Here is a 13,345-nt window from a genome sequence, read left to right as displayed (position 1 = left end):
GAGCCGGTCATGGGCGCAGGCGGGGGAATGTCCCGAGCGGCAAAGGGGGCGGACTGTAAATCCGCTGGCTATGCCTTCGCAGGTTCGAGTCCTGCTTCCCCCACCACTTCAGATCAGACATGCGGACAGCCGCCCGCAACCGCGGTACGGCTTCGCAACTCTCTCTCGATCACTGTTTAGCCCAGCCTCAGAGCCTCCGATGACCTGGGAGTGGCCGGCGTCGGCTTCCGACGCGCAGCGCTGTCGCGGCCTCACGTTCATTTCCTGAAATAGGTCGGGTGCGATTCCCGGAGGGACGGCACGAAGTCGAGCGAGCGGGAGAGGTGGTCGCGCAAGGCGGCCTGGGCCTTGTCGGGCTCGCCCCGCTCGATCGCGTCGACGATGGCGGTGTGCGCCGCCAGGATCTCGCGCATCTTGCCTTCCTTCGGCAGATGCAGCCGCCGCAGCCGGTCGATATGGCCGCTCTGGCGCCTGACCAGTTCCCAGAGCGCCGTAACTTGCACAGCCTCATAGAGCGTGCGGTGAAAAGCCTGGTCGGCCGCGGCGAAGGCCTCGTGCTCGCCGAGATCGGCAAAGGCGCTCTGCTGGCGCACGAGGCTGCGCATGCGGGCGGTCGCCGAGGGCTGCGGGTTCAGCGCCAGGGTTCGTACCAGTTCCAGTTCGACAGAGCGGCGCAGGAACTGGCCCTGGCGTGCCAGATCGAGGTCGATCGCGCTGACCACGGTGGCATGCTGGGGGAAGATATCGACAAGGCGCTCTTCCTGCAGGCGCATCAGCGCGTCGCGGATCGGCGTCGAGGAGAAGCCGAAGCGCTCCTGCAGCTCCTGCCGCGAGAGCATGGTGCCGGGCGTCAGCGCAAGCGAAATGATCTCCTCGCGCAGGACATCGAAGACGACTCCGGCGCCGCCCTTCGCCGCGGGCTTCGCGGAGCCGTTCTGCGCGATGTAGCGATCGAGAATGTCACTCATGCGTTCCGCCTGTCGCCGCTCGACCCCTCGCGCTGTCTTTCGGCCAATGAGCCATGCAGTGCAATCGGCGAGCCCGGTCGTAAGCCGCGTCAACACAGGTTAGCAACCTTGACGCACTAATGCATCAGTGATTTGATCCGCCCCAATCGAGCGACGGCGTCAGCGCCGCAGCCGCACAAGAACAGCAGGGAGGATGGAATGATCACACGCAGGCACACGCTCGCCTTGGGCACCGCCGCGGCGCTGGCCGCCGCTACCGGGGCCAGGGCTCAGGCCAAGACCGAGATATCGATCAGCCGCCAGCCCGGCATCCTCTACATGCCGACCCATGTCATCGAGAAGCAGAAGCTTGTCGAGAAGCACGCGGAGAAACTCGGCGTCCCCGGAGTCTCGACCAAATGGGTGAACTTCTCGAATGGCGGGGCCCAGCAGGACGCGCTGCTCTCCGGCAGCGTCGACATCATCAACACCGGTACCGGCCCCCTGCTCGTGCTCTGGGACAAGTCGCGAGGCCGTGTGAAGGGCATCTGCGCCAGCTCCGCCCAGCCGGCGCTGCTGCTGACGCGCGATCCGCGCATCAAGACGCTGAAGGACTACAAGGAGGGCGACAAGATCGCTGTGCCGACCATCCGCGTCTCGACCCAGGCCATCCTGCTCCAGATCGCGGCCTCCGCGCTCTTCGGACCGGATAAGTGGAACCATTTCGACGCGATGACGGTGCAGCTCGGCCATCCCGACGCGCTGATCGCGATGAAGAATCCGAGCCATGAGGTGAAGAGCCATTTCGCCGCGCCGCCTTTCCAGTTCTACGAGCAGCAGCAGATCCCCGAGGTGCGCGTCGTCGCCAGCTCGGCCGAGATCATGGGCTCGCCGCTGAGCCAAGGGCAGTTCATGACGACGACGGGCTTTGCCGAAGCGAATCCCAAGATCGTGCAGGCGCTGCGAAATGCCGCCGAAGAGGCCAAAGCCTTCATCGAGGGCAACACGCCCGGGGCGATCGAGATCTATCGCGAAGTGACCGGCGACAAGACGCCGAGCGAGCAGATCCTCACCATGCTGAAGCAGCCCGGCATGATGGAATGGAACATCTATCCGCAAGGCACGATGAAGTTTGCCGAGCATCTGGCGCGCACCGGCGGCATCAAGACCAAGCCCGCTTCCTGGAAGGACTACTATCTGCCGGTGTCGCATGACCTCTCCGGCAGCTGAGCTGGCACGGACGCCGATGACGACGGCCATCGCATCCGGCGCTGGGCCGCAGGCCGCGCCCGCCGCTGGCGCGCCGCTGCTCGACGTGTCCTCCGTGACACTGCGCTACAAGCTGCCGGGCCGCGTCATCACGGCGACGGAGCGGGTCTCGTTCCAGGTGAACACTTCGGACCGCTTCGTGCTGCTCGGCCCTTCCGGCTGCGGCAAGTCCACCCTGCTCAAGGCCGTCGGCGGCTACCTCAAGCCGAGCGAGGGCAGCATGACGATCAAGGGGCGGACGGTAACGGCGCCCGGCCCGGATCGGATGATGGTGTTCCAGGAGTTCGACCAGCTCCTGCCGTGGAAAACCGTGCTTGAGAACGTAACCTTTCCGCTGGTCGAGGCGCGCGGCCTCTCCCGCAAGGAGGCGGCCGAAAAGGCGCGGCATTATATCGAGAAGGTCAATCTCACGCGGGCGCTCGATTCCTATCCGCATACGCTGTCGGGCGGCATGAAGCAGCGCGTCGCCATCGCCCGGGGTATGGCGATGGAGCCGGATATCCTGCTGATGGACGAGCCCTTCGCTGCGCTCGACGCGCTGACGCGACGCACCTGCCAGGACGAGTTGATCCAGCTCTGGGAGGAGACGCGCTTTACGGTGATGTTCGTCACGCATTCGATCGCGGAGGCGATCCGGATCGGCAATCGCATCCTGCTGCTTTCGCCGCATCCGGGGCGGGTCAAGGCCGAGGTGGTCGATGTCGACACGACCTCGGTGGGCGATGGCAGCGCGGGCCGGCTGGAGCGCGAGATCCACGACATGCTGTTCTCCGAAGCCGGCGCGACGGCGCATTGAAGGGGAGCGAGCTGGACATGACCCTTCACGCTTCGCCTTCGACCGCCCGCATCGTCATGCGCCCGTCCGAAGGCATGGCGACCGCCGAGGTGGAGCGCCGCGTCGGCTGGATCGAAATGCTCTGGGATGTCGGCGCCGTCCGCAAGGTCGCGATCATCCTGGTGCTGGCTGCGATCTGGCAGGCCTATGGCGCCTATCTCGACAATCCGCTGCTGTTTCCGAGCCTGACCGAGACGTTGCGCTCGCTCGCCGACAACATCGAGAACGGCATCCTGCCGGCGCGCGCCTGGGCTTCGCTCAAGGTGCTGCTGATGGGCTATGTGGTCGGCGTCGCCTTGGCCGGCCTGCTCACGATCGTCGCCATCAACACACGCATCGGCTCGGATTTCCTCGAGACGGTGACGGCGATGCTGAGCCCGCTGCCGGCCATCGCGCTGCTGCCGCTGGCGCTGATCTGGTTCGGGCTCGGCAATGGCAGCCTCGTCTTCATCCTGATCCATTCGGTGCTCTGGCCGGTGGCGCTCAACACCCATTCGGGCTTTCGCTCCGTTTCGGAGACGCTGCGCATGGTCGGGCGCAATTACGACCTTCGCGGCTTCCGCTATATCCGCAAGATCCTGATCCCGGCTGCCTTCCCGTCGATCCTGACCGGCCTCAAGATCGGCTGGGCCTTCGCCTGGCGCACGCTCGTCGCAGCCGAGCTCGTCTTCGGCGTCTCGTCGGGGCAGGGAGGCCTGGGGTGGTTCATTTTCGAGAACCGCAACCTGCTGGAGATTCCGGCGGTCTTCGCCGGCCTACTGACCGTCATCCTGATCGGGCTCGTCGTCGAGAACCTGATCTTCCGGACGATCGAGGCTCGGACTGTGCTCAAATGGGGCCTGCAGCATTGAGGCCCATCCATCACCCCTCGGGGAACTGCCGATGACCGACAAGCCCACCAACGAGCGCAGCGCGCGCTATTTCGAGCCGGACGATTTCCGCTCCTTCGGGCACCGCTCCCGCATGAGCCAGATGGGCTATGCGCCGGAGGAGTATCGCGGCAAGCCCGTCATCGCGATCATCAACACCTGGTCCGACCTCAACCAGTGCCATGCCCATTTCAAGCAGCGCGTCGAGGACGTGAAGCGCGGCATCCTGCAGGCGGGGGGCTTCCCGGTCGAGCTGCCGGCGATCTCGCTCTCCGAGAGCAAGGTGAAGCCGACCACCATGCTCTATCGCAACTTCCTGGCGATGGAGACCGAAGAGCTGATCCGCTCTCACCCGGTCGACGGCGCGGTGCTGATGGGCGGCTGCGACAAGACCACGCCAGGCCTGCTGCTCGGCGCGACCAGCGCCGGCGTGCCGGCGATCTTCATGCCGGCGGGGCCGATGCTGCGCGGCAACTGGCACGGCAAGGTGCTGGGCTCGGGCTCCGACGCCTTCAAATACTGGGACGAGCGCCGGGCCGGCAACATCTCCGACAAGGACTGGTCGGAGATGGAGGTCGGCATCGCGCGGTCCTACGGCGTCTGCATGACCATGGGCACAGCCTCGACCATGACGGCCCTTGCCGACACGCTCGGCATGACGCTGCCCGGCGCCTCGTCGATCCTCGCCGCCGATGCCAACCACATCCGGATGGCGGCGGCGACCGGCCGGCGCATCGTCGCAATGGTCCATGAAGGCCTGACACCGGCCAAGATCCAGACCGAGGCCGCCTTCCGCAACGTGATCGCCGTCGCGATGGCGATGGGTTGCTCGACCAATGCGGTCATCCACATCGTCGCGATGGCCCGCCGGGCCGGCCACGCCATCGGGCTGGAGGATTTCGACGCGGCCAGCCGGAAGGTCCCGGTCATCGCCAATGTCCGGCCGAGCGGCGACACCTACCTGATGGAGGACTTCTACTATGCCGGCGGGCTGCTCGGCCTCCTGACGCGGCTGACCGGCTTCCTCGACCTCGACCAGATCAACGCGTCGGGAAAGACCTGGCGGGAGAGCCTGGTCGGCGCCGAAATCTACAATGACGACGTCATCCGCCCGCTCGACAATCCGATCTATGCGGAAGGGGCGCTCGCGCTGCTCAAGGGCAATCTGGCCCCGCGCGGCTGCGTGATGAAGCCCTCGGCCGCCTCGCCGCATCTGCTGAAGCATTCCGGCCCGGCGCTCGTCTTCGACGACTATCCGATGCTCAAGGCCAATATCGATCGCGAAGATCTCGACGTCACCGCCGATACCGTCCTGGTGCTTCGAAATGCCGGCCCGCTCGGCGGCCCCGGCATGCCGGAATGGGGCATGCTGCCGATCCCCAGGAAGCTGGTGAGGCAGGGCGTGCGCGACATGGTGCGCATCTCCGACGCCCGCATGAGCGGCACCTCCTATGGCGCCTGCATCCTGCACGTCTCGCCGGAATCCTATGTCGGCGGCCCGCTCGCGCTGGTTCAGACCGGGGACATCGTCACTGTCGACGTGCCGAACCGGTCGATCCGGATGGAGGTCTCCGACGAGGAGCTGGCGCGGCGCCAGGCCGCGCTGAAGCCCGAGCCACCGCGCTACGAGCGAGGCTATGGCTGGATGTTCTCGCGCCATATCGGCCAGGCCGACGAGGGCTGCGATTTCGATTTCCTGCGCACCGATTTCGGCGCGCCCGTTTCCGAACCCGTGATTTTCTAGACCGGAGCCAAGACGATGCTGTCCGACCAGACCCGCGAGAAGCTGAAGGCCGTCAGCACGGCGACGCTCTGCACGGCGCTGTTCAAGCGCGGCCTGCGCAACCAGTTCATCCAGAACGTGCACCCGCTCGGCTTCAAGGGCGAGAACATGGTCGGGCCTGCCTTCACCCTGCGCTACATCCCGGCGCGGGAAGACCTGAATCAACTCAGCGTCTTCCTCGACCGGGCTCATCCTCAGCGCAAGGCGGTCGAGGAGTGCCCGCCGGGCTCTGTCTTCGTCGTCGACAGCCGCAAGGATGCCCGCGCCGCCTCGGCCGGTTCGATCCTGGTGTCGCGGCTGATGGTCAGGGGCGCTGCCGGCATCGTCACCGATGGCGGCTTTCGCGACAGCCCCGAGATCGCGGAGCTCGCCATGCCGGCCTATCACCAGCGGCCCTCGGCCCCGACCAATCTGACCGCGCATCAGGCGATCGAGATCAACGGCCCGATCGGCTGCGGCGATGCTCCGGTGTTCCCCGGAGACGTGGTGGTCGGCGATGGCGAGGGCGTGGTCGTGATTCCCGCCCATCTCGCCGACGAGATCGCCGAGGAGGCGACCGAGATGACCGCCTTCGAGGATTTCGTCACCGAGAAGGTGCTGGAAGGCCGCTCCATCCTCGGGCTCTATCCTCCGACGGACGAGCAGTCGAAGACCGATTTCGCCGCCTGGCGGCAGGAAAAGGGGCGCTGACCCGGCTCGGCCGATCGCGGGAGCTCGGCAAAAGCGCCGAAGATCGCTGGACGGCAGCGCGCGAGGCTTGACTTCCACCGGCGCCATGGGGAATTTGGCGCCGTCGCGGGTGTAGCTCAATGGTAGAGCAGCAGCCTTCCAAGCTGAATACCCGGGTTCGATTCCCGGTACCCGCTCCAATTTTTGCTCGCCATTGCAATCACTTGGCGCCGACCCCGTTTCAGCGTTCCAACTATCCGGGCTGCTGACCGGGTTGGAATTCCAACTTCCGTTCACTTCATGTCTCGTCGCGGCGCTTGGCTCGCCCGATTCGCCTGGCGGCATCGGCACGTCGGACACTCGCGAGGTCGACTGGATTATAGGTCGCCATCAGGGTGTTCGAGCGGCCGATCGAGTTCGCCATTTTGGTGCCGACGTCCGCTGGGCTCGCTCCGCCGGCGAAGGCCTCCACGGTGCCGGAACGACGCATGTCGCGCAGCTGCCGCGCGTCTCCCGGAAAGACCGTCTCGCAGAGCTCGCGAAACTCGCGGGTCAGCTCGCTGATCGATGGCACACGCCCTGTCGAGAGTGGCAGAAGCCAAGCCTCCGGCGTCGAGGCCGGCATCGTCCGAACGTAGGCCGCCAGCAGCCGGCGCGTGCGACGCGACAGCGTGCCGATCGCCGGCTTGCCCGTCTTCTGGCGACCGTCGACCGTCCGGTCAAAAATCGCTTCGTCGCCAGCAGCGCCGACGTACCGTAGATGCCGAGCCTTCAGCGTGCGGACGTCTCCGGGCTGGAATTGCGTATCCCAGATGGATGCGATCGTGACGGCCAGGCGGAGACGCCTGAGGCGGATTGCTGCCTTGACCAGGCGGACGACCTCGCCGGCAGTCCAGGTCTGCCACCGCGGCGGCGGTGCGTTGTTGCGGATTCCCATTGAAGGGTCGGCGCAGGTCGCGACCTTCAGCGCTGTCATGACGCGCCAGTGCCTGCGCCACTCCTTGGTCACCTTATGCGCGACGTTCGGCCCGTGGTGCTCCTCGAGCTCCTGGCGCCACTCCGACAGGATGTCGAGGGTCATTAGGTTGGGATCGGTGGCGCCCCATTGGTCACGGATGTAGGCCCAGCTCGGCAGGATGTCCCGGTTCCTCGTCGAATGGGCGAGCTTGCCCCATTCGGCAGTTCGCATGAACCGGACATAAGCCTCGCCGATTGAACCCCTGGGCCACACTCGGGCAACCTCTGCAGCCTCGCGCCCTTTTGGCAGGATGGCGGGCGTCGGCGCAGGCTTGCCGGTTCGGTATGCTTCCCAGGCCTGATACAGCCGCAGCGCCGCGGCGCGGCTGTCGGGATCCTCTTCACCGAGTGGCTTTGGCAGGAAGCCCGCCTTCTGCATCTCGGGAGTCGGCTCCCAGTAGCGGCGGCCGTTCTTCTTCACCCTGGAGTAGGGGATTTTTACGCCGCGTCGCCCCGCCATGCGGCCCTCCGCTCGGCCCAAAGCCGCCTCGGGTCCAGCGCGGCGCTTGTCTCGCAGAGCTCCGGAAAGAGATGCGGCGCCCGCAGTCGGCGCCAGCGCTCGAAGGCTACCGGATCGATCCGCCTCGTGATGGGATCTGGCGCCGGCATACCTCGCGCCAGATACTCGTCGAGCAGGCCCGCGAGTTCTCGCTCGCTGGCGAAGCCCAGGAGCCGCGCCACGGTGCTGAGCTTGAGGTCTGGCATGAGCATTTCGGCGCGGGCCACGAGCAGCTGTCCTCACCGCGGACGATGACGAGACGAAATGCTTGGACGGGCTGCGATGTGGACCATGCGCTCACGCATTTTCATCATCGCGTCCGATGTACGCGGCCACCCTCTGAAGGGTGCTGCGGCGGAAGTCTTGCCCTTTACGCATGCGGTGGACGAAATCGGGTCGGTCAGCGGCCATCATGCCGAACCGGTCGATCCGTTCGGGATTGCTGCTGAGATAGGCCTCGACGACATCATCGAACGAGTTCAGCGCGGCGAGCATCTCTGCGGCCTGCTGCCTGATCTCATGGAGCCGCGCAACGTCCGGAATCCGTTTCCTAGCCATCTTGCTCCCTCATCCCATCGAAAACCGTTGCGGTAATGTGTATATTGTTGCATATATAAATGCAACAAGTTTGCAGCAGGCATCTGCTGCGGGGTACGCACTGGAGGCCCGATGGCCGTCGAAGTCGCAACACAGTCGATGGCCGAGCAACTGCTCGGGTCGGCGGTCGAACTTGGCCGCCGAGGCTTCCGGGTCTTCCCGCTGCAGGTCGACCAGAAGAAGCCGGCGCACGAGGGCTGGGAGGATCAGGCGACCACCGATCCCACGCGGATTGACGCAATGTGGCGCGATCCCTTCGGCGAGCCGATCCCCTACAACATTGGCATCGCGACGGGCGACGGCCTGACAGTCGTCGACGTCGATGTGAAGGGCGATCGGCTAGGGCTGGAGAGCCTTGAGGATCTCAAGTCGCGGCTTCGACTCGACGTTGCGACCTTCACGGTGAGAACGCCGTCGGGCGGTCTCCACCTGTACTACGACAGCACCGGCTTCGAGGTCCGATGCAGTGCATCCAGGATCGCGGCCGCTATTGATATCCGCAGTGAGGGGGGCCTCGTGGTCGGACCGGGCAGCACAGTCGGCGAAGGCACCTACGAGGTCCAATCTGATCTTCCAGCCAAGCCGATCGCGCCGTGGTTCGCGTCGCTTTGCGGGGTACACACTGCGAAAACCGGGTCGACCCAGCCGATGGTGGATCTCGACACCCCGGATGCGATCGAGCGTGCGACCGCCTGGCTCAGGAACGAGGCGCCTCTCGTCATCGCGGACAGTGGCAACGGCGACCACACGGGCTATCAGGTCGCTTGCCGGCTGAAGGACTTCGGCGTCAGCGAATCCGAGATCGTCGCCCTTTGCCTTGAGCATTTCGACGAGGAAAAGTCTCACCCGCCGCAGGGAGAGGAGTTCTGGGAGGCGAAAGCGTCCAATGCGTATCGGCATGGCCGGCTGACGCCTGGCGTGCTGCACCCGATGGCCGACTTCGAGGCGGAGGATCTTGACAAGCCGGAGAGCGCGTCGCCGAAGCCGGGATGGCCGTTGGCGGAGCCGCCGCGTCGCCGGGATCCTGCGGCCATACCTGTCCGTCGCTGGATCGTCGGCAACACGTTCGCCCGCAACTTCACGTCCGGCATCATCGCTCCCGGGGGCACCGGGAAGACCCAATTCGCGATCCAGGCGGCTTTGGCGGTTGCGACGGGGCGCAGCGACATCATCGGGCGGCCAGTCCTGGAGCGCGTCCCGGTCTGGTACTGGAACCAGGAAGACGACATGGACGAGCTCGATCGTCGCCTTGCAGCCGCCATGCAGCATTTCGGCGTCTCCTGGGCTGATACCGAACTCGACGGGCGGCAGATGCTGTTCCTTAGTTCGGGCGTCGAGCGGCCGCTGACCCTCGCCACTCGTGGCAGCTCGGAAGAAGACGTCGTCGCGACGCCCCAGGTCGGCCAGATCATCCGGCAGATCAACGACAAGGGCATCGGGCTCTTCATCGCCGATCCGTTGGCCGAGCTCCACAAGGTCACCGAGAACTCCAACGAGCAGATGCGTCAGGTGTGGGGCGTCCTGAGGCGTATCGCCGTCGAGTGCCAATGCGCCACGGCCGCCGGCGCGCATACCCGCAAGCCCGATGGAGCGTCCTCGGAGGGGCATGTCGGGAACGTCGACACTCTGCGCGGCGGCGGCTCGCAGGCGGGTGTCATGCGCACCAGCGTCACCCTCTTCGAGATGTCCGAGAAGGCGGCCAAGGAGCACGGCGTCAATCTCAAGGACCGGCATCTCTATGTCCGGCTGGACGACGCCAAGACGAACCTTTTCCTCAAGAAGCCTGGGGCCACTTGGTACAAGCGCACCTCGGTGCCGGTCGGCGGATTGGACGGGCAGAAAATCGGCATACTGGCGCCGGTGACGTTGCTGACGGGCCAGACCGATGAGGGGCTCCTGAACATCCTGGCTGAGGCGCTGACGAACCTCGGCCCCGGGGAGCACAAGCTGGCCGCGGTGGCGAACGAGGTGGACCCGGCGCTCCGCGGGCCGTTCGCGGACACCCGCAACAGAGCACGAGCAATCAAGGAACTGTTCGCCGGTGCGGCCACGGTCGAGACCGATCGGGGGCAGATGCACCTGCGCGTCGAGGATAGCGTCGGCTCATTTCTGCGGCTCGATGCGGCCTCCTCAGAAGCGTTCTTCTGCTGAGGAGGATGGACCTCCTCACGCCTCGAAATTTTGAGGAGGAGGGGTCTAAGTGGCTGCGATTGTTGAATATTTCGGGAACCTCCTCAAAGTTTCCGAAAACAGCCTGAGGAGGTAGATCAAAAAATCAGCGTTTTCAATAGGTTAGGGAACCTCCTCACCTCCTCCCCTCCGGGGGAGGCTCTCTGAGGAGGAGCCCCCCGAGGGGTGGCCCCGCTGCTGCGGTGGCGCAACTGCAACAAACATCGGCGAGGCCGATCGAACTGGGAAACGAACGACATGAAGGCACGGCCGGACGAAACTCGAAACGGAAGTGAGAAACACCGTGACCGCGATAGGCAGAAAGAACACGTTGATCGGCAAAACGAAGACGTTCCAAGGCCAGGTCTACCTTTGCATCGACGTTGAGCCGCACACCTGCCGTGACGGGCGGGAGACCCGGCTTGCCGTCTGGCGCAGTGCCTGTGCCGAGTGCGGGGGGCCGTTCGTCTTTCGCCTGCCGGTATCGCACAGGAAGTTCATGCCCAGCCGCCGCTGCAAAATGCACCGCAAGCCCGGTGTTCGCGTCTGGCCACCGTTCGACCGACGGCTGAGCCCGAAACCCCAAAAGCGATCCGGAAAATGAATCGGGGAAAAAGGTCGACCTTGGCAAATCCAGATTTAAGACAGGCATCGTCCGATCGCGCCGTGTTGGCCGCCATGGGCCTCGGCGACATTGTCGCTGAGGTCGACGAGCGCCCGGCGACGTCCAAGCCCTCTCGGAGTAAAGCCAGGCGCCCACCGTCGCCCGCCCAGGTCGCGCACCTACGCTCGCTGGCGCGCGCGCACCCGCTGCCGCGGCCCGCCGCCGGCGGCCGCAGGATGGATCACCTCCTGCGGCTCATGGAGCCCGGCAAGTGCTACGTCATGGCGGATTTGCGGCGGGCTTGCCCGCAGCTGAGCCGCGGCGCCGTTCATGGGTTCATCGGCGTCAAGTTCATCCGCTACGGCTATCTTGAGCGCGTGCCAGCGCCACCAGGGATGGCCCATCGCGGGCCATTGGATCACGGGGCCCCGCAGCAGTCGCCGATACGCTGGCTGTACCGCCTGACGGAGAAGGGCGCAGCAGAGGCGCAGGCGGTCGCTGAGGCCGATCAACTCAGAACGTGAGGCGGCGCCCGTTTGGGTCGACATAGCGCGGCGCCCGTGCGCGCGCTATGCCTACTTCGCGGAGGACGAGAAGCGATGAAGCTTGCGATTATCATGGTTGTAGTGTTGGGGGGCTGCGCCTCCAAGCCGACCGTGTTCCAGGACACACTGAAGCCCGGGGGCGTTGAGCGCCCCCAGGCTGTGCTCTCAGCGGACAGTGCGGCGTGTGACTTCGCGACGAACGCGCTGCGGCCCGGCATTCACTTCGATACGCTGCACGACCAGTGCATGGCGGGACGGGGATGGGTTGCCGTGGGACGCTAAACCGTCAGGAGCGGTTTTCGACCACCTTCGCCGGGCCGCCGCTGACGTCCGGAAAGTCACTGACGGAACCCCACTCGCGCCTGGATGAGTTCGCCGATCTCGCGCATCAGATCGTCGGGGCAGGTGACCAGCAGATTCCAGCCGTTCACCGGATCCGCGACAGCGCGGAATTCCAGATATTCGCCTGCCGCGGTCGAGGCCTCAAATCCGAGGCTGACATAGTCGAAGTCGGGGAGGGCGGTCGGATCGAGCGAGATGGCGCTGATGCATGCGTCGGTCATGGCTACTGCTTTCGGCGAGCGCCTGTTCAGGGCGCGGTTTCAGATCCGGGGCTGAACAGCCGGCAGTAGTCGGCCCTCGCGTGTCTTTAGGCTTGCGCCCTGGACATGCACACGGAGACCCCGGAAATGTAGCGGTTCACTGTCGGGCTGTTCAGACCCGCAACGAATATCGCGCCATACGCTAAATCTGTCAAGTAATAATCCAAAACTACTTGCTTGTGAAGAGTGTAGATTTGTGTTGCGACAGAACCATTACTTCTAGAGTGTGATTTTGCGGCGTTACAGCGCCATCGCGCCCCCGGCTGGTGGCGATTGTGATCAAAATTCACTATCATGCACAATCGCGCAACGCAAAGCAGCAGCGGCGCAACGCATTTCGAAGAGGCCCGCGGCCATGGCGACGCTCACGACGAACCTGACAGAGCGCGAGGATGCCTTCGTGGAACTCCTTTGCGAGGGCCTCAGTCCGGGCGACGCGGCGAGCGGGGCGGGTTACCCAGCCAGGTCATATATTGGCCTCCTCCAGAGCCCTCGCGTTTCACGTCGTGTCGAGTGGCGCATGCGCAGCGTCATCCGTAACGAGCTCGCACCCAAAGCCATCCGGCTGCTCGGACGGATCCTGGACGACGAGTCTGCATCGCCTAAGGTCCGCGTCCAAGCCGCTCGCTTTCTGCTCGAGCGCGCCGGCTACGTCGCGCCGCGGGCGCAGATCCAAGAGGCGGCCGAGAAGTCCATATCCGCCATGACAGCCGAGGAGCTCGCGAGCCTGGTGGAGAAGCTCGAGCAGGAGCGCGCAAGCCGCGCGAAGGACGTTAGCGCGCCAAACGCGCAAGCGATGCCGGGTCAAGCCATTGGTCAGGCTGCATAGTCTGCGCCTTCCCTAGGCGACGAGAGTGCAGGTTGGCCCGAGGCGGCCGGCAGTGCGCTGAGCCGGCAACGCTGGATTCCCCCCCCCCCACACCACCCCCGGGTAGGGGGG

Annotated in this window: 13 protein-coding genes and 2 tRNA genes; 10 read left to right on the top strand and 5 right to left on the bottom strand. The window is 65.3% G+C overall.

Translation table 11 applies throughout. From position 1 onward, the window contains the following. The first annotated feature begins 21 nt into the window (after nucleotides 1-21). Nucleotides 22-106: transfer RNA gene (locus BW981_RS11675), tRNA-Tyr, on the top strand. Nucleotides 107-257: 151 nt separating this feature from the next. Here the strand turns inward: BW981_RS11675 and BW981_RS11670 are convergent. After that, a complete protein-coding gene (locus tag BW981_RS11670; protein WP_076439287.1) occupies nucleotides 258-968 on the bottom strand; it encodes a GntR family transcriptional regulator in 711 nt (236 codons plus the stop codon). Between the two features lie 198 nt (nucleotides 969-1,166). Here BW981_RS11670 and BW981_RS11665 point away from each other — a divergent pair, with 198 nt between their 5' ends. From BW981_RS11665 to BW981_RS11640, 6 genes are all read left to right on the top strand, one after another. After that, a complete protein-coding gene (locus BW981_RS11665) occupies nucleotides 1,167-2,177 on the top strand; it encodes an ABC transporter substrate-binding protein (RefSeq protein WP_076439285.1) in 1,011 nt (336 codons plus the stop codon). A 16-nt stretch (nucleotides 2,178-2,193) separates the two neighbouring features. Next, nucleotides 2,194-3,012, top strand: a complete 819-nt coding sequence (locus BW981_RS11660; RefSeq protein ID WP_076439284.1) for an ABC transporter ATP-binding protein — start codon at nucleotides 2,194-2,196, stop codon at nucleotides 3,010-3,012. 56 nt (nucleotides 3,013-3,068) lie between these two features. Then, nucleotides 3,069-3,902: an ABC transporter permease gene (locus tag BW981_RS11655; RefSeq protein ID WP_076439532.1), complete on the top strand. Its 834-nt coding sequence runs from the start codon at nucleotides 3,069-3,071 to the stop codon at nucleotides 3,900-3,902. 31 nt (nucleotides 3,903-3,933) lie between these two features. Beyond that, nucleotides 3,934-5,664 carry an L-arabinonate dehydratase gene (gene araD / locus BW981_RS11650; RefSeq protein ID WP_076439282.1) on the top strand — a complete coding sequence of 577 codons (1,731 nt, stop codon included), beginning with the start codon at nucleotides 3,934-3,936 and terminating at the stop codon, nucleotides 5,662-5,664. Nucleotides 5,665-5,679: 15 nt separating this feature from the next. Next, a complete protein-coding gene (locus tag BW981_RS11645) occupies nucleotides 5,680-6,393 on the top strand; it encodes a ribonuclease activity regulator RraA (protein ID WP_175624104.1) in 714 nt (237 codons plus the stop codon). A gap of 105 nt (nucleotides 6,394-6,498) precedes the next feature. Further along, nucleotides 6,499-6,572 (top strand) — tRNA-Gly (locus tag BW981_RS11640). 98 nt (nucleotides 6,573-6,670) lie between these two features. On the opposite strand, the gene BW981_RS11635 is transcribed toward BW981_RS11640, so the two are convergent. From BW981_RS11635 to BW981_RS11625, 3 genes are all read right to left on the bottom strand, one after another. Beyond that, nucleotides 6,671-7,849: a hypothetical protein gene (locus BW981_RS11635; RefSeq protein WP_139333738.1), complete on the bottom strand. Its 1,179-nt coding sequence runs from the start codon at nucleotides 7,847-7,849 to the stop codon at nucleotides 6,671-6,673. Beyond that, entirely contained in the window at nucleotides 7,828-8,115 is a 288-nt protein-coding gene (locus BW981_RS11630) for a hypothetical protein (RefSeq protein WP_139333737.1), read from the bottom strand. The genes BW981_RS11635 and BW981_RS11630 overlap by 22 nt, the downstream gene beginning before the upstream one ends. A 70-nt stretch (nucleotides 8,116-8,185) precedes the next feature. Then, nucleotides 8,186-8,446, bottom strand: coding sequence for a hypothetical protein (locus BW981_RS11625; RefSeq protein WP_076439277.1), 261 nt, complete (start codon nucleotides 8,444-8,446; stop codon nucleotides 8,186-8,188). Nucleotides 8,447-8,557: 111 nt separating this feature from the next. Here BW981_RS11625 and BW981_RS11620 point away from each other — a divergent pair, with 111 nt between their 5' ends. Then, nucleotides 8,558-10,636 carry a bifunctional DNA primase/polymerase gene (locus tag BW981_RS11620; protein WP_076439276.1) on the top strand — a complete coding sequence of 693 codons (2,079 nt, stop codon included), beginning with the start codon at nucleotides 8,558-8,560 and terminating at the stop codon, nucleotides 10,634-10,636. Between the two features lie 858 nt (nucleotides 10,637-11,494). Next, the gene (locus tag BW981_RS22590) at nucleotides 11,495-11,782 is read left to right on the top strand and encodes a hypothetical protein (RefSeq protein ID WP_139333736.1); all 288 of its coding nucleotides are present in this window, start codon (nucleotides 11,495-11,497) and stop codon (nucleotides 11,780-11,782) included. 359 nt (nucleotides 11,783-12,141) lie between these two features. Here the strand turns inward: BW981_RS22590 and BW981_RS11605 are convergent, their stop codons facing one another. After that, nucleotides 12,142-12,366: a hypothetical protein gene (locus BW981_RS11605; RefSeq protein ID WP_076439270.1), complete on the bottom strand. Its 225-nt coding sequence runs from the start codon at nucleotides 12,364-12,366 to the stop codon at nucleotides 12,142-12,144. A gap of 394 nt (nucleotides 12,367-12,760) precedes the next feature. Between BW981_RS11605 and BW981_RS11600 the strand changes: the two genes are divergently transcribed. Next, nucleotides 12,761-13,234 carry a hypothetical protein gene (locus BW981_RS11600; RefSeq protein WP_076439268.1) on the top strand — a complete coding sequence of 158 codons (474 nt, stop codon included), beginning with the start codon at nucleotides 12,761-12,763 and terminating at the stop codon, nucleotides 13,232-13,234. Nucleotides 13,235-13,345: the final 111 nt, after the last annotated feature.

This window comes from Allobosea sp. TND4EK4, from assembly GCF_900156025.1.
GTDB lineage: Bacteria > Pseudomonadota > Alphaproteobacteria > Rhizobiales > Beijerinckiaceae > Allobosea.
Note: the sequence above shows the minus strand (reverse complement) of the source record. Positions and strands in the feature narration are given on the sequence as shown.